Source organism: Photobacterium makurazakiensis (assembly GCF_050336715.1).
In the GTDB taxonomy this organism is placed as follows: domain Bacteria; phylum Pseudomonadota; class Gammaproteobacteria; order Enterobacterales; family Vibrionaceae; genus Photobacterium; species Photobacterium makurazakiensis.
In genome coordinates, this window is record NZ_JAKJSJ010000093.1 from 1 (window position 1) to 18147 (window position 18147).

An 18147-nucleotide genomic window follows, 5' to 3' on the forward strand; every position below is an offset into this window, starting at 1 on the left:
GAAAAGATCAGGTTAACTGTATATTTTTAATAAATAAAAGAAGATAAACCGTTAACCTGAAGTCTGTGTGAATTATATGCTTACCGCTAGCTTTCTAAGGTAGTTGGGGACTGACGCTTTAGCTGTCTTTGCTAACTTTTGCATGTTAGAAAATGTTACGTCATGTAGTTTATAATTTGACTGCACTGTATGAAGAATTTCAAGCCAGAGTTTTGCAGTCATCTCAGAATCGGCTAATGCACGGTGAAATACGCCATCGTTATCAATATTGAGTGTGTTAACGAGTGTACCCAGCTTGTGGTTAGGAGCATCTTGAAATAAGCGACGAGCAATCAGCATTGAGCAAGCGAATTGACCATTATATTGACGGTTTATTTGTGTAAGTTCAGCATCTAAAAAGCGTTGATCAAATGAAGCGTTGTGAGCCACAAGATTATAACCTTGAATGAAATCTGCAAATTCATTCATTACTTCATCACAAGGTGCGGCAGTGCTCAGCATGCTGTTGGTGATGCCTGTATAGCCTTCGATAAAGCTGCTTACCCTGAACCCTGGGTTCATCAATTTTTGAAAATGATCGACGACAATCCCGTTTTCCAGTTTCACTGCACCAATTTCAATGGCTCTGTCACCCATGTTGGGTGATAGGCCGGTTGTTTCAAAATCGAGTACAATGACTGTGTCGGCATTAGTTTGCATGTTTATTTTTTTACCTTATCTATTTTTTAAAAGCCGCGACGTTTCCAAAACTCACCTTCATCTCTTGCGTAGAGATTGAAGGTTTTTTCTGCGATGACTTTATTGTGCATTTCTATTGTCATACGCCATGGTCCAATCTTATTTGAAATTGGTTCCCATATGGTATCACCTAGATAGAAGTCCCAATCATTGGTACGAACGTGGAGCTCACCGTCAAATGGTTCTAATTCTTCACCATCATCATCTGTAATACCCGGGTGATATATGCAATAGCGAATTTTCTCTCCACGGGCTTTTTTTATATTGATAGTGAAACCAAATTCAATATCGATTTCAGCCGGTACATCAGTCGTGAAGGTTTTAACCTTGGGTAAATGTTTAGATTCAGCATCCCAAGTTGTATGAATCCCATAGGTTTCAATGCTGACAACGGGTTTTGATTTTGCCATTGTTGGTATTTACAAAGGGAAATGTAAGCTTGATTATACCTAATCTTAAAAAAATCCCTAGTCTCAACATGTACCACCCGACGGCATCCTGTCATCGGGTAGGTGTATTATAAAGGTAAGCTATTCGCCTTCTTCGTTATCACTAGGTGAACCTTTAGCGAAATTTGTATCGAGTTCTTCATCTACTGAATCTTCAGCTTGTTTATCGATGATGTTGTCTGATACATCCTGGTTTGGTGCGAATATATTTTTTAGCCAATCAAACATAAGCTAGCCTTAGTGGCATCACCACAACAGTCTATCGGTTGTACATGGTAATTGTAGTGTAAAGGAAGGGTATAGGTATGAGAGAAGAAGTAAGGTTAAAAAAAACAAGACCTTATATGAATGTTGGATTATCAAGGCGTATAAACTAGGCATATTGTGAGACTGACATTTTATACACCTACCGGACTATGGAGTGTTAAATCGACACATTAGTTGGAGAGTATTTCACCGTTAAGCTCCTGTAACACATATTTCAAATTTCGATTTTGTGTGTTTGTATAGCATTAAATTGCATATAAGAGGTACGCAGAGGCCCTTCAAAAATGCAATCTAATGTTGCGATAATGTGTTTTCGTTTGCTGTTTATCTTAACATTATGGATTGTTTTTCTAATGTTTCATCGGTTAGACAGAAAAGTCTTGAAAAGAAAACCGAGCTAAGGTTATTATTCACTCGTAAAATTTAATCTTCGCTTAAAAAGTCCCGTCTAAAGCCTCTAGAGGCAACATGTTGATAACATCTGTTACATTGTATGACTGGTGGAAACACTCGCTAAATCTTTCTCCAAATTAAATACATAAAAGATATTTTCATTACACAAAGATACGATTGCATACCGTTACTTAAATACAAACATTAAATTTATGAATATATTTCCTCTAACAATAACAAACATATAAATGTCAGTTTTAACGTAGAGGTAAATTATGTTTTTAGTTTTAGAGGTGTCGGAATGAAGCAGATAGTTCTTTATTCTGTATTGTTGCTGGTGGGACTTGTTTTATCCCAATTACTACCAACGTTCATCGAAGGGTACGCATCAATACAACCATTCTTAATGGTTATCACTATGTCGGCACTTGCTTATATTATGATTAATGTAGGTCGAGAGTTTGAAATTGATAAGAACAACCTTAAGCAATATGGCTGGGATTATGTCGTTGCAATGACAACAGCAACATTTCCGTGGATCGCTGTTGTTGCCTATTTTATTTTCGTGCTTATGCCAAGCGATCTTTGGTTTAATGCTGATGCATGGACCGAAACATTAGTTATTGGTCGTTTTGCAGCCCCTACATCTGCAGGAGTATTGTTCGCAATGCTTGCTGCTGCAGGTTTAGGTGCAACGTGGATGTTTAAAAAAGCCCGTGTACTAGCAATATTTGATGACCTAGATACCGTATTGCTAATGATTCCATTAACAATCTTGGTTGTCGGCTGGCGCCCAGCTTTAGGTTTGACGTTACTTGCTATGCTGGTGATTTTAGCCTTGGGTTATAAATATCTTCATAAGTGGGATATACCCTCATCAGCGAAGGCTGTTGTAGGTTACTCCGTGTTTATTGCTGGCTTATGTGAAATTTTCTACATTTCGACTGACATTCATTTTGAAGTATTGCTACCTGCTTTTGTTTTAGGCTGCATGATGAAATCTCAGCACGAAACGAAAGAAGACCAGAAAGTTTCTGTTGTCGTTGCAAGTGCATTTATGGTGCTTGTAGGTTTAAGTCTGCCACAAATTATTGGCGCAGCTGAAGTCACTAATTCCGATAGTATTACAACATCAATGCCAGCAATGGGGATGGGAGAGATTGCTTTCCACGTAATGATGATTTCGATTGTGTCGAACCTCGGTAAAATGTTCCCACTATTTTGTTACCGCAAAGAAGCCACTATAAAAGAGCGTCTAGCACTTTCTATTGGTATGTGGCCACGAGGTGAGGTTGGTGCAGGTGTATTGATGATCAGCATCGGTTACGGCTTCGGTGGACCAATTGTCACAATCAGTATGTTGTCTTTAGCATTGAACCTAGTGCTAACAGGGTTCTTTATTATGGCAGTACGCAGTTTAATTCTTACGAAAGATGAAGGAGTCGCACATGAAAAAACGAGAGCTTAAGTTACTGGCAGCAGTTATGACTATTTTCCTGTTTTCATTAGTTGTTGGTCGAGCTGCGGCGTAATTAGATCTAGTTAAATTTTAATAAAATATCGCTTAACCATTTAGCGGGCTATGTATCCAGTTTACATAGCCCGTTTTTTATTTCTAAATTGCAGGTTGTGCTTGAACCGTTAAATTATTCATCCAACGTCGTTTCAAGTAGCGATTAAAGCAAAGAGATAGTTTCACCACTTCTTCTACTAGCATTGCGGCATAAACCCAGCCAAAACTCCACTCACCAAGAAAAGCACCATAAGCGGTTACTGGAATACCGATTAACCACATTGCAATAAAGTCCATTCGTAGGCAGAACATGTTTTCTCCCCCCGAGCGCAGAATACCGTTAATAATAATCATATTTAGCATGCGTAAGGTAACACCAAAACTTATCGCGATCATCGCAGGTTGTGCGTAAGGCAGTAATTCAGGACTATCGAGGTTGAGCCAACGAATGACAAATTCGCTATTAATATAAAGAAAAACACCAATACCAATACCAAGAATAAGGACAAACTTAATAAAGAATGCCGTCATGGCTTGTGCCACATCAAATTCGTTACGACCTAGTGATTGTCCAACAAGAACAGAGCATGCAACGGAAATACCCATAAAGATAGAGTAGAGAAGCGACTCGAAGGGGCCAATCATACTAAATACTGCGAGTTCGGTTGTGCCTAAACGACCAAAAACAATTTGGTAAGTTAGGGTACCTAATGCCCATAAAAGTGCATTTAATGAGTGAGGGATCGCCAGTTTACGGTAGGTCATCCATAGCGTTTGATGGTTTGGTATTGCACGGCTTGTTAATAGCCAGTGGTGGCGATATACCATTACCGCCCACATCATCATGACCTGTGCAAATCGAGCAATTGTTGTTGCAAACGCAGCACCAGCAACACCCATTGCAGGTATACCCCAACCACCTTTAATGAATAGGAAGTTTAACGCGATATTTAAGGCAATCGTGATTGCGCCAAGTATTAGAGGTAATAGTGCATCACCACTCGAACGTAGACTTGATTCCGTGGTTATGATCACATGCGTTAAAATTAATACCGGAAAACTGTACCAAAGGTATTGCGCGCCTTGTTCGATCACCTGAAAATCATGGGTTTGTAATTGCATAATTTGCGGTGCGAAAAACGTGATGATAAATGTCACTGGCACCATGATTATGGCACCGAACTTCATTGCCTGTAATGTCACGGTTTTTGCGTGAACTTTGTCTTTTTTGCCCCAATATTGTGAGACAAGTACACCGTTTGCTGATGCAAGGCCAGCCATGATCATAATAGCCACAAAGTGCCATTTTGAAGCAATACCGACTGCAGCTGTTGCAGACTGACCAAAGTCACTCACCATCAAGACGTCGGCAAGTGCTAGAATCGCAACCAATGCACTTTGAATAGCAACTGGGAAAGCCAGTTTAGCTACTCGGGAAAAAAGTGCGTCGGGTAAGGCTGATTTTTTAATGTATTTTGTTGTCATATTAATGCCCTCTATTTACGGGGGCAAATATATAAGAGCAGGGACGTAAGCGACATGTTAGAAAAACCACAAAACCTGTGTGAATCTGTCACTCTTGAAAAGCGCTTAGTTCAGAAGAAAACCCATTGGGCTGAAACGGTGTATTTATCTGAGGCGTGTAAAGAGCGCTTTTTAATGCAATCCGACTTGCCTGAGTTAACTGATAATGAGTTTTTTATGGCAGGTTTAGCTGAATTATCTGATGGTTATGAAATTGAACGAGAGTGTACGACTTTACATACATTGCTATTTTCTTTGGAAGGGAAAGGCTCGCTTACCACTGAGGATATGGAATACCAGTTATTACCTAATACACTGACGATTCTTCCTGCTGGGCTACCATTTCGATTTGAGTTATCAGAACCTGATGGTCATTGGAAGATGGCATGGGTGTTACTTGAAAAAACAGAAAAATGGCATCCGTTTGCCGCGAATGGCCAACGTGTAGAGTTTACCCAATTAAGTGAGCAGGTGTGGTCAGTTATGAATTTACTGCACAGTGAGATCGGTGGTCGCTCTAGCTATCGAAAACTGTTTGCAAGTGAGTTATCAAGGTTGTTGCTTGGTACAACCACACTGGCCCCGTCGAATTCGGTATTACGTGTTCAAAGTGTGTTTAATGAAATTGAGTCACAGCTACAGCATAATTGGACCGTAAAAGGTATTGCTGAGAAGTGTTACTTGAGTACTGAGCAGGTAAACCGAATAACAAAGAAACTTTATCAGTGTTCAACGCAACAACGTTTAATTACATTGCGAATGGAAAAAGCTGTCGATTTACTGCATTACCGAGAGTGGTCGATTGGTATGGTTGCGCAGCGATTAGGCTATGCAGATCCTTTTAACTTTACTCATCGTTTCCGGCAATTTCATGGTTGCTCACCTAGAGAATATAGAAAAAGGCTAGGGTACTAAGCGAGGAAGGTAATGGGTAAACAGCAACGATGCTACTTTACCTTCCTCTATATCAATTACTGAATATCTACTTTTTTAAGGGCATTAAATAGCATTGACTTGTCGTCATTACTAACATACTTAATAGTTATAACCTGATTGAATAGATCGCTTTGCTCAGCCGTTATTTGCCCGTGGTGTTTCACGTAATCAGAAAGCTGCTCGTTGATCTGGTTGCCAAGTGTAAGCAAGGCAGGACGAATGACAGTCTTGAGATCCCTTGGCTCATTGTTTGCTGGTTGTGATAGCCAGTCAGCACGGTGGCGGTATTGTATTGCTTTAGCGACCGATACTTGCGCGGCAAAGAAGTCTTTGACTTGTTGTGGCGCAAGACCGTAATCGCCTGCCGATTTAACTGCGTTATTTAACACAACCTCTTCTCTTTCTATATCTTCGATAGCTAAATGATTATTGGCTTTAAATAATGCGACATCTTCCATATAGCTCAAACGATCATTAATGGTCTGAAAAAGAGCTTCTGCTTGTGGGTTAGCATGTACCGACAATGAGGTTAGTAGCAAGGTAGAAAGAAGTAGTATTTTTTTCATCATAATTCCATTCTTGTAGTTTATAGATAAAGGCTATCGCCTTGGGCGGGAAATAAAAAGTTCACACCTAAGTCATTTTGTGCTTCTAATTGTTTTTTGATAACGGTTTTAGGATCTTCGCCTTTTTTCATACTGTATTTGATGTGACTAATAATAATATTCAAGTCTTGCAGCGATCCTTTTCCCCCCGCTAAATGCTCGAGTTTTCTAAGTTCATGCATTAACCAATCAGGAGTGAGGTGCCCGAATAAAAATTGGTCTTCAACACCATTGGTAAAAGAGACTTCAATGACAATGCCAGACAGTTTATCTTCCTTAATATAAGGCACTAATGACTTCCAGACCGTGTTTATTGCTTTACTTTGCTCAACGTCATCGGGTCCAGTGTCTCCAAAATATACAAAGGCAGTACCATTGTTGTCTAACAGGAATGCAGTTGATTCAACACCGGAATGGCTGAGTGGGAAAGTTTTGACCTTTAGCGATGTTGACTTGATGTCTTGCCACTCTAGCGGAGTAAGGTCGTTCATTTGGAATTTTTTCAACTTGAAACCGTTGCCACGGTCAGTGAAATTAGGCCATGAAACCCAATTGAAATAAGTGCTTGAGAGAGCTGAATTCACAGAGGGGAGCCCGTAGATTACCTTAGAGCTGTCATCTGGTGACGCAATAATCATTCCAGCTACGTGATCTAAATGTGCATGGGAAATGAAATAGCCTTTTATACGTTCTTTTAGTATATATCCGACAGTATTATAGGGTGACTCTTCTGGTACGGTAATATGATCAAAGGCCCCCTTTTCAGCTGCGATTTTGATTCCATTAACAAGTGTGCCTGCATCCATAGTGACATAGTGGGGATCTTGCGAGGCTTTTACTAGAAATGCTGTGAGGTTTCCATCTTGGATACCACCTCGAGAGCCTAGCGTTACCACATCAAACTGATTCGTTGGGGTTGCACTAATCTGGCATGACAGCAGGGTAATGCAAAGAATAAAAAAATGCTTAAACATCAGTTCCTCTAAATGGTCGACATCTATGTCTGGATAATCAGACGTTATGGTGGCCATTGTAATTGAGTTGTGATGAATTCGTTGAGGTTTATTGTGAGAAGATGTGAAAAGGTATGAGGTGAAAGTTCACAAAACAAAAAGTTGCCGGCATCAAATGCCGGCATCAAGATTATTTTCGCTTAGGTTGTTGGTAAGTTCGACCAGCAACTTGGTATACATCTTTTTGCTTCATTTCGAACATGGCAAAGAAGAACCATGCAACAAACTTAATGATGTCATCGCCATCGTTCATTACCCATTCAACGTATTCTTCTTCTTGACCTTCATCGTTATCATGCACTGATACATGATAAATACGCTTTTCGCCGTCAATTTCAGCTAACTGAAACTGACCAGTTAGAGACACTGCAGCTTCTGATACTTCAGTATCTTCACAAGCTTTCAGCGCTTCAAGCGCCTGTGGCAAGTTTTCTTTTTCACACAGTGCTTTAACTAGTGTTTCAAACTCTTCGTGTTGCATTATTCTAACCTCAAAGATACTCATTGGTATAATGCGACTATTGTAACAGTGTGATAGCGTGATGTAGTAAAAATAATGGATTAGCATCTAACATAGCTAAGCTGAGTGCTGATTTACTAATCAGTAATAACATTAAAATGACTAAGGTAGTGATAAATGACAGGGATAACAGATCTAGATGTCTTGTTAGAGAATATGTCGCCAATTTTGATGGATGGCGATTTTGTTTTTTGTACTCAACATGTTGAAAATGAAATCTCAGTTGAATTTGGTTCGTTATTATCACTTAAGCCCCTTGCAACATTTATGGAGTCAGAAGGCTTAACCATGGTGATTGAGAAGCGTATAGCAGACACTGAAAAGCTTGAGTATGAAGGTGTATTTAAATGTATAACCCTAACGGTTCATTCAAGTTTAGAAGCCGTTGGGTTAACAGCTGCAGTTTCAGGGCGGTTAGCGGAATTGTCGATAAGTGCGAATGTCATTGCAGCTTATTATCACGATCATGTATTTGTGCCTGCAAATAAAGCGGAAGCAGCGTTAAGTGCATTAGCAAACTTCAGCAATAAATAGCCGCTGTTTGCTTACATAGCTCAACGAAGATATGAATTGATGAAAATGCACCTCGTATCACAAACATAATGTTTGTTGTTAATTACTCAGTGAAACATGAACTTAATAACAGATTGAGTGGCAGTATTTTGCTACACAGCGACGTTTTATTGTTAGCGATCTCATTTTGCATACATGGATTATCGTGAACGGCTCATGAAATTCCCGTCTGAATAATAACTTTGTTCTACGCCCCTTGCCTACGCCTTGCTTCCAACAGCAGGGGGATGGTCTCAGGTGTTATCTTGTTGTGAATAATGAATAACCGTAATGGAGCCTCATATAAAAACAAGATTAATCAAGGAGATTATCGTAGTGAAACGGAATCTAAAAACGTGTCTAGCATTGGCAATAGTAGCTTCGCTAACCGCTTGTTCAAGCACAGGTATTACCAATACTGATAAGCCAGAACCATACCTCTGTGATACCCAGCTAATGTCTCAATCAGATGATTTGAGAATCTATCAAATAATGGTAGAAAGTTTTGTTGATGGCGATTCAAGTATTGGTCATGGTACGGGTTACGGCACCAGCCATCATAAAGGTGACTTACAAGGTATTATAGACTCACTTGATTACATTGAATCTCTTGGCGTGAATGCTATTTGGTTGACACCTATTTTCTATTCTATTCCAGTCGAAGGACAAGACCACTGGGCCGATCGCCTTGATGCAACGGGTTATTTTGCCAGTGATTATTTCGCGGTTGACCCTCGTTTTGGCACTATGGAACAAGCCAAAAAACTTGTTGAAAAAGCACATGCGAAAGGTCTTTACGTATTCTTTGACGGTGTATTTGGTCATCATAAAGACAATGTAGTGCCATCACCAGAAGGCCGTTTGCCAGTCGGTGAGAGCAATCCTGTCAGTTATCCTGAAAGCCTCGCTTTTTATCAAGAAGTTGCAACCTATTGGATTAAAGAACTGAAAATTGATGGCTGGCGTCTAGACCAAGCCTATCAAGTACCCACAGAGGCATGGAAATCGATACGTCAAAGTGTTGATGAGGCTTCTCGTTCAGTAACTTATGTCAATCACAAAGGTGAAGACGTTAATCCTCTGGGCTATATGGTCGCTGAGATTTGGAACAACGAAAATTACATCACAGAAACAGGTTATGGTGAACAAGATAACCCTGCGTTGTGTTCAGCATTTGATTTCCCTGTTCGATACCGTGTGGTTGAAACCTTTGCCGTTAATGAAAGTAGTGTAGGTAATAAAGGTGGCGCTTGGCTAAATGACGGAATGAACTTACATAGCCTGTATCCTGATCATGCAAAACCTAATTTGATGCTAGGAAATCATGATTTAGTTCGATTAGGCGATCTGTTACAGCGAGGAGATATTGCATCGCCAGATGACGCTGAATATTGGTTACGCCATAAAGCCGCACTGTCATTTCAAGCAGCATATACCGGCCCAATCACGTTATATTACGGCGAAGAGATTGGTGATCAAGTCGATGGTTATGCCGCGAAAGTAGAAGAGAACTGTGCTGTTAAAGGTCTGTGTGATGATCACGTCGCACGCACCAGCGCAAAAATTGATGGCGTGACAGTGTCACTTGGTGGGCATCAAGCTGAACTTAGGCAGTATGTGTCGGAACTCATGGCGTTAAGAGCGGCTCACCCAGCGTTATCATCAGGCGTACGAACCAATGTGGTTGCTAATGATAATGCCTATGTCGATCACAAGCAGGGCATTGACGAAGCTTTATTGTATATGGTCAGCACCACTTCTCGCGCTGATATTGTTGTGATCAATGCCGTTGATGCGGGCTCGGACGGTGCGTTAATTGATTTACAGTCGGGTGAGCAATTTGTACCGCAAGACGGGAACTACTATATCCCGTTGACGGCATTTGAAGCACGCTTCTTGCAAATTGAAGTACCATCTGCTGACGGTGTAAAATCAAACGTTGCGGCAGCAGCTTCGCTATCAGGCGAAGGTTTCATGGCGCAGTGTGATAATCCAACGGTTGAGCAAGCTGGGCCGATTGAGAAGATCTTGTATGTTGTTGGCGACTTTGCCGATGCAGGTTGGAGTCATAAACCCCAAAGAGCGTATGAATACAAAGGGGACAACACCTATCAGGTTGTAGTCGATGAAAAAGCAGGTGCATACCGCATGCAGTATGCAAGCCGTGATTGGTCACCACAATTCACAGCAGATGGCTTAGAACTCAAACCTGGAGTGAAAAGCACTTTGAGGTCAGGTGGTTACGGTAAAGATACTGCTGTTACCTTACCTGAGGCAGGGCAATATGTGTGGAGCTTGAAGTTCAACGACAATGGTTTGCCTGAACAATTAATGGTTTCGAAGTGCCCATAAGCGTTTTTAATGAGTGATGTGCTTATATATGGCGAGAATTAGAGCCTGATAATGATAAAACAAAGAGAGCCAAGTGCTCTCTTTTTTCATTTTAGCGGATGGGCTTAATGCTATGAGTGTATAATTATGATTGTTTTTATTAGAGAAATTCGGCATGTCGACAGAATATTGTGTAGTCCTTACAACGTTTGCAGATGAACAAAATGGTGAAAAGATCATTCATTCTTTGATTGAAAAACGCTTAGCTGCCTGCGTTCAAGTTCAATCAATAGAAAGTTACTACCATTGGCAAGGGAAAGTGAATAAAGATCAGGAATGTTTGGCAATTATTAAAACGACGAAAGCGCATTACAAAGCCGTTGAAGCGGACATTATCAATAACCATGATTATGAAACCCCACAAATTATTCAGCTTCCAATATCGGCGGGTTACAGCGACTACCTAAACTGGATTAACGAGGAATGTCTTACTAGCTAGTACATCAAAATATGATTCGTTATTACACTGTGCATTTTAAGCGTCTGTTATACATCGACTTGAACGTTGTACAAAAATAAAACTTGTACAACACCCTGCATCGAACTAACTTTAGTTGTACAAGAGGTAAGTTTTGTACAAGGCTGGTGAGTTATGGAAATGCTTGTAGGAATTAGCGCTTGTGTCATCGGTGAAAAAGTCCGTTTTGATGGCGGAAATAAACAAAGTCGATTTGTAGTCGATGAGTTATCAAAATACGTGAAGTTTAAGCCAGTGTGCCCTGAAGTGGGTATTGGAATGAGCATTCCTCGATCTGCTATTCGCTTACAGCAAGTTACCGAAGGTGATGAATGCCTCGTTGATAGTAAGACTCAGGAAATTGACTACACCACGAAAATGAAGACCTTCGCTCAAAAGCAAATTTCTCAGTTTGATGAACTCAGAGGTTATGTTGTATGTGCAAAGTCTCCAACTTGCGGCATGGAACGCGTGAAACTCTATCTTGAAAATGGTAATACAGTAGCAGGCGGAAGTGTGGGGATCTATACGAAAGAGCTCATGGAAAGAATGCCATGGTTACCTATTGAAGAAGACGGACGCTTACAAGACCCGGTTTTAAGAGAAAACTTTGTATTTCGTATTTTTGCACTAAATGATTTTTATAAAAGTGTTCGTGATAATCTGTCATCTGATGCTTTTGTAAAGTTTCACTCTCGTTATAAATTGGTACTAATGGCGCATAGCCCTAAAGCCTATAAAAGCATGGGCCCATTGGTAGCAAAGATTAAAGAATATGATTTAGATTCTTTTTATATAGAATACCGTCAACAGTTTATGGATGCGATTAAAGAAAGAGCCAGCCGAAATAATAAAACAAATGTACTCATGCACCTTCAAGGTTACTTTAAGAACTCATTAACAAAAGAACAAAAAAAAGAATTAGCAAATCTTATTATGAGTTATAAAGATGGTCACCAGCCTATGCTTGTACCGTTGATGATGATTAAGCATTATTTACGAGAGTTTCCAGATCCATATTTGCAACTACAAACGTTTATTGACCCTTATCCTGAGGAGTTAAAATTACGTTATGGACTGTAATAATTGTATGTTTACCATAAAAGAAGTATCAGATATCACGGGTGTAAATTCAGTCACATTACGCGCATGGCAGAGGCGTTATGGATTACTTAACCCCGCGCGAACTGAAAAAGGTCACCGTTTATACAGCCAAGCTGATATTGATAAAATTCAGATTATATTAGGTTGGTTAGGAAAAGGAGTGTCAATCGGGAAAGTGAGACCATTGCTCGAGGCTGCTTCTTTGTCTGCGATAGAAGATGCGGGTATCGAAACAGAGAATGATATTCGCAAGGCGGTAGAGCAACTTCTTGATGCGCTAGCCGATGTAAATGCGAGATCGCTTGATAAGCAATTAACACAATTGATGAAAGAATACCCCCTTGATGTGTTTGAAAAGCAAATAGCAGCAAGGGTTGATTTGGCCATAAATTCAAACGATAACCCGCTTTCTATCATGCAAACGTCGCTATGGCGGAATGTGTTAAGCGAAAAGTGTTTGTTTCAAGTTGCAAAATCACGGAGAAGGAATAATAAACCGTGTGTATTGATTAGTTTTGATGCAATACCAAGTTACCGAGTATGGCTGAAAATGATGGAGCTAACAGAATTTGGTTACAGTGTGACGTTGCTGACTAACTTGTCTGGGAAACTGTCTTCATTAATTGTAATGATGAAAGAATTACAGATAAAAACACTTTATATCGATGGGGATAACAAACTAAGCCGCTATAACCAAGAGCAGTTAACTAACTTGATTGATGAGGTGGAATGCAATGTACATTGCAGTGGTAGCGTTAAATTAATACACCCCCATCTATCTGAAAGTTAGTTAATATCCAGATGAAAACATGATAGATAATCATGAAACATTTAAATCTACCCATGGTTGATTGTTCATGAACGGATTTACTATTAATAGCTAAGAACGGGGTATGTTATGCACGAGCATACGGGGTTGTTATGGCTAAGAACCGATTTACGCATTATTGATAACACCGCACTTATTGCAGCCAAAGCAAGGTGTAATCGATTAATTGCTATATATGTATCTACACCTATGCAGTGGCATGAACATAATGTCGCCCCAATACAAATTGATTTCATTCAGCGTCGATTGTGCGTTTTAAAAGAACAACTATCCATGTTGAATATTGCATTTGAGTTAGTGGAAGTCGCAGACTATAGCGCTGTGCCTGAAGTCTTATTAGACGTTACGAATAAATATAACATCAAGCATGTATTTTGTAATAAACAATATGAATGGAATGAACAACAACGTGATAATGAGGCCGCTCAGTTATTAGAGAATAATAAAGTAAAGTTTTCATCGTATGATGATACATGTGTTCTACCTCCTTCTAGCGTGTTAACAAAGAAAGGTGAAGCATACAAAGTGTTTACGCCATTTCGGCGAGAATGGATTAATGTATTTTACCAGCAGAATACAATGCCTAAAGCCAAACCTGTTGCTTTTGATGCTTTACCTCTTGGTATCGGAGTGGGTACAGATATCGCTCAGACTAAACACATGACGGTGACCTACCCAAAAGCGGACAGTATGTTGTGGCCTGTCGATGAAGACGCAATCAGTCAGAGGTTAACCACCTTTTGCTATGAGAAAATTCATGAGTATAAAGATAATCGGGATATACCTTCAGTCGATGGAACCAGCTGCCTTTCCCCTTATTTAGCGCTTGGTATGTTATCGCCTAGGCAGTGTATCGCGGCGGTACTTACTGAATATCCTGATTGTTTAGATGAACCTGAGTCTGGTGCATTTTGTTGGATAAATGAAATTATTTGGCGTGAATTTTATCGTCACCTAATGGTTGCTTACCCCAAACTTAGTCGTAATCAGCCGTTTCTAGCATGGACGGCCTCTGTACCTTGGGTATGCTCAGAGCATATGCTTAAAGCTTGGCAGCAAGGTGAAACGGGCTTTCCAATTGTCGATGCAGCTATGCGTCAGTTACTTTCTACAGGTTGGATGCATAACCGATTGAGAATGATTACAGCAAGTTTCTTTACTAAAGATCTACTCATGCATTGGCAAATTGGTGAGCAATGGTTCATGTCTCACCTGATCGATGGTGATTTGGCTTTGAATAATGGCGGCTGGCAATGGGCTGCTTCAACTGGAACTGATGCTCAGCCTTATTTTCGAGTATTTAACCCTACAACCCAAGGCGAAAGATTTGATCCAAAAGGAGAGTTTATCCGTACATGGGTACATGAATTAAAAAATGTCCCAGATAAATATATCCACCAGCCACATCTATGGTCGGGTGCAGATAAGATTGATTATCCATTACCAATTGTTGATCACAAGGCTGCTCGAATAATGGCTATCGATGTATTTAAAACTGCAAAAACATGCAGTACAAAAGAAACACTTTAGCGATATAAGGCAATTAGCTAACACCACGCGACATGGCGACCATACGTTTTAATATCCAACGGAGCAATATAGGTATCTCATCGACATTCTCTTCTTCAACATACTTAACCATAGCAAGCGCAACATCGGGCTTTGCATGGCGTTTTAGCGCACGCTGGATGATCTTTTTGGGGATTAACGGAGAATTATCTGGAATAGCAGCAAGCTGGCGGAAGAGTGGTTCAAACCCATTAAAATAAAGATAATGTTCAATATCGCGTTTGGGTAATACGGTCAAACGATGTCTCTCAGCATCAGATCCCAGCATATTTTTCACTGTTTCTGCGTATTTTCTCCCTGCCATATCTCCATCAGTAATGACATGCCATTCAATGCCAAGGCTCTTGGCAACTTTCACTAAAGGTTTTAAACCACTTTGTGCAAACTCAATAAGCTGTACACCTTCAGCATTTAGGTTATACCCACAAATTCTTGCCAATTCATTGAAAAGCCAAACTTCGGTTTCTCCTTCAACAAATAACCATGCTCGAGCAAATAAAGCACTGGGGCGATGAACGCGAACATGGAAAGTGACACGGCGCTGTTCATCTTTGCTTAATTGATTGGGTTTTATTGAAAAAACAGTTGTTTTGCTGGGGGTCCTAATGAGTTTTTTAATGGACGGTAATGGCACAATAGAGCAAAGGTCAGGACTGTTACTGGTTAAGATTTTTTGCATTGGCATTTTTGAAATGAATGTCCAAGCTTGGTGCAAAATAGTTGGGTGTAGTCGTCCTTCAGGATCCTCTAAAATCAAAATGGGCCGAGAAATACGTTTAAGCTCGACAGGGCCTCGGGCTCTTATAAAAGCATTGAGCAGCCCCATGAGTACTAGACGACTCTGTTTTGTCACTTCAGGCTGAGTGAGTTGTTCTAAGGGGGTTACTGCATACTGTGTTCTTTCTGGGAAATGCCGATGCTCAAACCCACTGCGTCTACTATGAGGTGTAAAAGCAAAATAGTGATCAACTAATGTACGCAGTGCATTAACGCTACTCTTTATTTCGGCTTGGCTAACGTGACCAGGACGGGTCATTAAACGGCGGCAAGTATTATCCAGTCTCCGTTCGATACGCAGGTTGTCTGTTTGACGCTTATCATTTTCTGCTAATGTTTTATCTTTTGCGGGTTCTTCTCTTAACCGACGAGCATCACGAATACGTACAATAGGGTGAAGTATCATTAGCTGGCGAGCGAGCTTCTGTGTGTCATCACAATCGATTGGATGGCCGTGGTTATCGAGGAACTGTCGCTGACTGGTAATCTTATCATCAATGACTGTACTGGATATTTGATAAAATAATGATTTACTTTCTGCCTCTGTCTTAACCCAGACTGGTGTAAAGGCTTTATAACGGCGAGCTTTATACTCACTTGGGTAATCTTCAGTGAAGTGCAAAATAATGCTGAGATGGCTGACTTTCTCATGGCCTGCAGTGTAATCGACATGAAAATCAGAGAAATGGAATGTGTAAAATTCAGCGCTTGGAGATAGTGCAATATCAAGCGCATCGAGTAATGAGGATTTACCCCACGCATTCTCCCCAATGAGTACAGTGAGCTCATCAAGTGAGAGAGATAAACGCCTAATGCCCCGAAACCCTGATATTTCAATTCGCTTCAATTGCATAAGCTACCTCTAAAAAAGCCTACATTGCATGGTTAACCCATTGGTTAGCACCTAGCTGATACCTATAAGCCTACATGACCATGCAAAAATATGGGGTAGAGAGGGTCACATTCTTGCAAAGTCTTTAATACAAATTAGATAGTTAGCGAAAAATATAACACTTGTTGACCACAGATTGAGTTGTTATAGTCCCGCTAAAATAAAAGTAGGTTAACGTGTTGATAAAGCGCGTGTTACAACCACATTCAGGAGATGTCGATGGCTAAAATGATACATACAATGGTTCGTGTTTTTGATTTAGACAAGTCACTGTTGTTTTATAAGCAAGCGCTTGATTTAGATGTTGCAGAACGTCTCGATTTTGATGGTTTTAGTCTTGTTTACCTTCGTAATGAAGAAAACGATATGGAGCTAGAACTTACATGGAATGAAGGCGCGGAACCTTATACACATGGTACGGGCTATGGCCATATTGCGGTTGCTGTCGAAGAGTTAGAAAAAGAGCACGATAAGTTAACTCAGCTAGGCTATGAGCCTGCAGAGATTAAAGAATTCTTCCGTGATGGCCAGTTGTTAGCAAAGTTCTTCTTTGTTGTAGACCCCGATGGCTACAAAATTGAATTCTTACAGCGTCATGGACGCTACAAGTAATTATTAGTAAAGCTGCAATGTAGATTACTAGAGGCTACATTGCGGCTTATTTTGATGGAGTATCGCGGTTTAACCATTTTCTCAGCATCATCCCCGAAGCGATACCGAGCACGATAAACAGTACGGTGATAGCCCCTGCTGGTGAGATTGCTGGTAGAGCAATAAGCAATTGCGAATCGTTTCCTCCTAGCGCAAGTGATGCGCCAACGCCCATGATAATACCGGCAATTAAGTGGGTCACAAGCTGATTGAACCTGATCTCAAACTGCGTAATAGAAAGCCGTTTCTTTGCTCCTGCTGCCATACCAACGATTAACCCAGTAATGATAAGAAACCGTTGGATAGAAGGCCATTTCCCTTCCTGCATATGAAGTGTTGCAGCAGATATATCCTTAAGCAGCTGGCTTGGTGACCAGTTAGGCACCAGGTAAGTGAGAATGCTTGCGGTTATGCCAAAGAAGATAATACCCAGTAGCAGTGGACGTTTTGCGCTGTTAACTCGATAGAATAAAATAAAGCCAACAATCAAAAGCAAAGCGAGGTGAAGTAACGATGGCGATGTAGTTGCTTGAATTTTGTTATATTCAAGATTCAGTGACATTGATGTAAGAGTAAACCAGCCAATGAGCCAACCCATCACGGTTAAGAGCATATGGTAATGTCCCTTCGCAAGCTTCGATATCGTTGAAATTGAACAGCCTTTGTTAATTGCTGCACCAAAGCCAAACATGAAACCACCGAGAATAAAATGAAAACTGATTTGGTAGCGATCTATCGACAAATCGAGAAGCTGATCGGTAGAAAAGGGCGTAACTAACCAATACCAAAAGCCACAACATAAGATGGTAATTAAGAAAGCAGGGCGTTTTGCTAGAAGTTCATGTACCCCTCTCACCATGCATAAACCCGTCCGTTGGGTAAGGTAGCCAACCAGTGTGGCAAGAAATATTGGCAGTATATAATTTATCATTGATTAGCTCTGACACGTTTTTGTCATGCTTCTAAC

Annotated in this window: 18 protein-coding genes; 9 read left to right on the forward strand and 9 right to left on the reverse strand. The window is 40.5% G+C overall.

Features of this window, described 5'->3' with window-relative positions:
* Positions 1-72: 72 nt before the first annotated feature.
* From L4D09_RS27070 to L4D09_RS27080, 3 genes are all read right to left on the reverse strand, one after another.
* Positions 73-699: a 3'-5' exonuclease gene (locus tag L4D09_RS27070; protein ID WP_428460645.1), complete on the reverse strand. Its 627-nt coding sequence runs from the start codon at positions 697-699 to the stop codon at positions 73-75.
* Positions 700-725: 26 nt separating this feature from the next.
* On the reverse strand, positions 726-1148 hold the full coding sequence (locus tag L4D09_RS27075) for a DUF3859 domain-containing protein (protein WP_428460646.1): 423 nt from the start codon (positions 1146-1148) through the stop codon (positions 726-728).
* 120 nt (positions 1149-1268) lie between these two features.
* A complete protein-coding gene (locus L4D09_RS27080; RefSeq protein WP_428460647.1) occupies positions 1269-1415 on the reverse strand; it encodes a hypothetical protein in 147 nt (48 codons plus the stop codon).
* Between the two features lie 733 nt (positions 1416-2148).
* On the opposite strand from L4D09_RS27080, the gene L4D09_RS27085 reads away from it, so the two are divergent.
* Entirely contained in the window at positions 2149-3315 is a 1167-nt protein-coding gene (locus L4D09_RS27085) for a sodium:proton antiporter (protein WP_428460648.1), read from the forward strand.
* Positions 3316-3462: 147 nt separating this feature from the next.
* On the opposite strand, the gene L4D09_RS27090 is transcribed toward L4D09_RS27085, so the two are convergent.
* A complete protein-coding gene (locus L4D09_RS27090) occupies positions 3463-4845 on the reverse strand; it encodes an MATE family efflux transporter (protein WP_428460649.1) in 1383 nt (460 codons plus the stop codon).
* Between the two features lie 54 nt (positions 4846-4899).
* On the opposite strand from L4D09_RS27090, the gene L4D09_RS27095 reads away from it, so the two are divergent.
* The gene (locus tag L4D09_RS27095; RefSeq protein ID WP_428460650.1) at positions 4900-5799 is read left to right on the forward strand and encodes an AraC family transcriptional regulator; all 900 of its coding nucleotides are present in this window, start codon (positions 4900-4902) and stop codon (positions 5797-5799) included.
* A gap of 56 nt (positions 5800-5855) precedes the next feature.
* Here L4D09_RS27095 and L4D09_RS27100 read toward each other — a convergent pair whose 3' ends face one another.
* The 3 genes from L4D09_RS27100 to L4D09_RS27110 form a co-directional block, all read right to left on the reverse strand.
* Complete coding sequence (locus L4D09_RS27100; protein ID WP_428460651.1) at positions 5856-6386, reverse strand: chorismate mutase; 531 nt, start codon at positions 6384-6386, stop codon at positions 5856-5858.
* Positions 6387-6406: 20 nt separating this feature from the next.
* Positions 6407-7399, reverse strand: a complete 993-nt coding sequence (locus L4D09_RS27105; RefSeq protein ID WP_428460652.1) for an MBL fold metallo-hydrolase — start codon at positions 7397-7399, stop codon at positions 6407-6409.
* A 169-nt stretch (positions 7400-7568) separates the two neighbouring features.
* Positions 7569-7919: a hypothetical protein gene (locus tag L4D09_RS27110; RefSeq protein WP_428460653.1), complete on the reverse strand. Its 351-nt coding sequence runs from the start codon at positions 7917-7919 to the stop codon at positions 7569-7571.
* A gap of 156 nt (positions 7920-8075) precedes the next feature.
* Here L4D09_RS27110 and L4D09_RS27115 point away from each other — a divergent pair, with 156 nt between their 5' ends.
* The 6 genes from L4D09_RS27115 to phrB all read left to right on the forward strand — a co-directional run bounded on the left by L4D09_RS27115 (position 8076) and on the right by phrB (position 14821).
* Positions 8076-8492 (forward strand): ACT domain-containing protein, encoded by a 417-nt coding sequence (locus L4D09_RS27115; RefSeq protein ID WP_428460654.1) that lies wholly within the window; start codon positions 8076-8078, stop codon positions 8490-8492.
* Positions 8493-8801: 309 nt separating this feature from the next.
* Complete coding sequence (locus tag L4D09_RS27120) at positions 8802-10862, forward strand: alpha-amylase family glycosyl hydrolase (RefSeq protein ID WP_428460655.1); 2061 nt, start codon at positions 8802-8804, stop codon at positions 10860-10862.
* A gap of 154 nt (positions 10863-11016) precedes the next feature.
* Complete coding sequence (gene cutA, locus L4D09_RS27125; protein ID WP_428460656.1) at positions 11017-11340, forward strand: divalent-cation tolerance protein CutA; 324 nt, start codon at positions 11017-11019, stop codon at positions 11338-11340.
* A 153-nt stretch (positions 11341-11493) separates the two neighbouring features.
* Positions 11494-12441 carry a YbgA family protein gene (locus L4D09_RS27130; RefSeq protein ID WP_428460657.1) on the forward strand — a complete coding sequence of 316 codons (948 nt, stop codon included), beginning with the start codon at positions 11494-11496 and terminating at the stop codon, positions 12439-12441.
* A gap of 7 nt (positions 12442-12448) precedes the next feature.
* Positions 12449-13252, forward strand: coding sequence for a MerR family transcriptional regulator (locus L4D09_RS27135; RefSeq protein WP_428460658.1), 804 nt, complete (start codon positions 12449-12451; stop codon positions 13250-13252).
* A 108-nt stretch (positions 13253-13360) separates the two neighbouring features.
* Positions 13361-14821: a deoxyribodipyrimidine photo-lyase gene (gene phrB / locus L4D09_RS27140; RefSeq protein WP_428460659.1), complete on the forward strand. Its 1461-nt coding sequence runs from the start codon at positions 13361-13363 to the stop codon at positions 14819-14821.
* Positions 14822-14834: 13 nt separating this feature from the next.
* Here the strand turns inward: phrB and L4D09_RS27145 are convergent, their stop codons facing one another.
* Complete coding sequence (locus L4D09_RS27145) at positions 14835-16490, reverse strand: ATP-dependent endonuclease (protein WP_428460660.1); 1656 nt, start codon at positions 16488-16490, stop codon at positions 14835-14837.
* A 258-nt stretch (positions 16491-16748) separates the two neighbouring features.
* Here L4D09_RS27145 and L4D09_RS27150 point away from each other — a divergent pair, with 258 nt between their 5' ends.
* Positions 16749-17141, forward strand: coding sequence for a VOC family protein (locus L4D09_RS27150; RefSeq protein WP_428460661.1), 393 nt, complete (start codon positions 16749-16751; stop codon positions 17139-17141).
* Between the two features lie 46 nt (positions 17142-17187).
* Here L4D09_RS27150 and L4D09_RS27155 read toward each other — a convergent pair whose 3' ends face one another.
* Positions 17188-18111, reverse strand: coding sequence for a YeeE/YedE thiosulfate transporter family protein (locus L4D09_RS27155; RefSeq protein ID WP_428460662.1), 924 nt, complete (start codon positions 18109-18111; stop codon positions 17188-17190).
* Positions 18112-18147 lie beyond the last annotated feature (36 nt).

Coding starts and splice junctions, on each gene's coding strand:
- L4D09_RS27070 (WP_428460645.1), bottom strand. CDS start 699: ATGCAAACTAATGCCGACACAGTCATTGTACTCGATTTTGAAACAACC.
- L4D09_RS27075 (WP_428460646.1), bottom strand. CDS start 1,148: ATGGCAAAATCAAAACCCGTTGTCAGCATTGAAACCTATGGGATTCAT.
- L4D09_RS27080 (WP_428460647.1), bottom strand. CDS start 1,415: ATGTTTGATTGGCTAAAAAATATATTCGCACCAAACCAGGATGTATCA.
- L4D09_RS27085 (WP_428460648.1), top strand. CDS start 2,149: ATGAAGCAGATAGTTCTTTATTCTGTATTGTTGCTGGTGGGACTTGTT.
- L4D09_RS27090 (WP_428460649.1), bottom strand. CDS start 4,845: ATGACAACAAAATACATTAAAAAATCAGCCTTACCCGACGCACTTTTT.
- L4D09_RS27095 (WP_428460650.1), top strand. CDS start 4,900: ATGTTAGAAAAACCACAAAACCTGTGTGAATCTGTCACTCTTGAAAAG.
- L4D09_RS27100 (WP_428460651.1), bottom strand. CDS start 6,386: ATGAAAAAAATACTACTTCTTTCTACCTTGCTACTAACCTCATTGTCG.
- L4D09_RS27105 (WP_428460652.1), bottom strand. CDS start 7,399: ATGTTTAAGCATTTTTTTATTCTTTGCATTACCCTGCTGTCATGCCAG.
- L4D09_RS27110 (WP_428460653.1), bottom strand. CDS start 7,919: ATGCAACACGAAGAGTTTGAAACACTAGTTAAAGCACTGTGTGAAAAA.
- L4D09_RS27115 (WP_428460654.1), top strand. CDS start 8,076: ATGACAGGGATAACAGATCTAGATGTCTTGTTAGAGAATATGTCGCCA.
- L4D09_RS27120 (WP_428460655.1), top strand. CDS start 8,802: ATGGAGCCTCATATAAAAACAAGATTAATCAAGGAGATTATCGTAGTG.
- cutA (WP_428460656.1), top strand. CDS start 11,017: ATGTCGACAGAATATTGTGTAGTCCTTACAACGTTTGCAGATGAACAA.
- L4D09_RS27130 (WP_428460657.1), top strand. CDS start 11,494: ATGGAAATGCTTGTAGGAATTAGCGCTTGTGTCATCGGTGAAAAAGTC.
- L4D09_RS27135 (WP_428460658.1), top strand. CDS start 12,449: ATGTTTACCATAAAAGAAGTATCAGATATCACGGGTGTAAATTCAGTC.
- phrB (WP_428460659.1), top strand. CDS start 13,361: ATGCACGAGCATACGGGGTTGTTATGGCTAAGAACCGATTTACGCATT.
- L4D09_RS27145 (WP_428460660.1), bottom strand. CDS start 16,490: ATGCAATTGAAGCGAATTGAAATATCAGGGTTTCGGGGCATTAGGCGT.
- L4D09_RS27150 (WP_428460661.1), top strand. CDS start 16,749: ATGGCTAAAATGATACATACAATGGTTCGTGTTTTTGATTTAGACAAG.
- L4D09_RS27155 (WP_428460662.1), bottom strand. CDS start 18,111: ATGATAAATTATATACTGCCAATATTTCTTGCCACACTGGTTGGCTAC.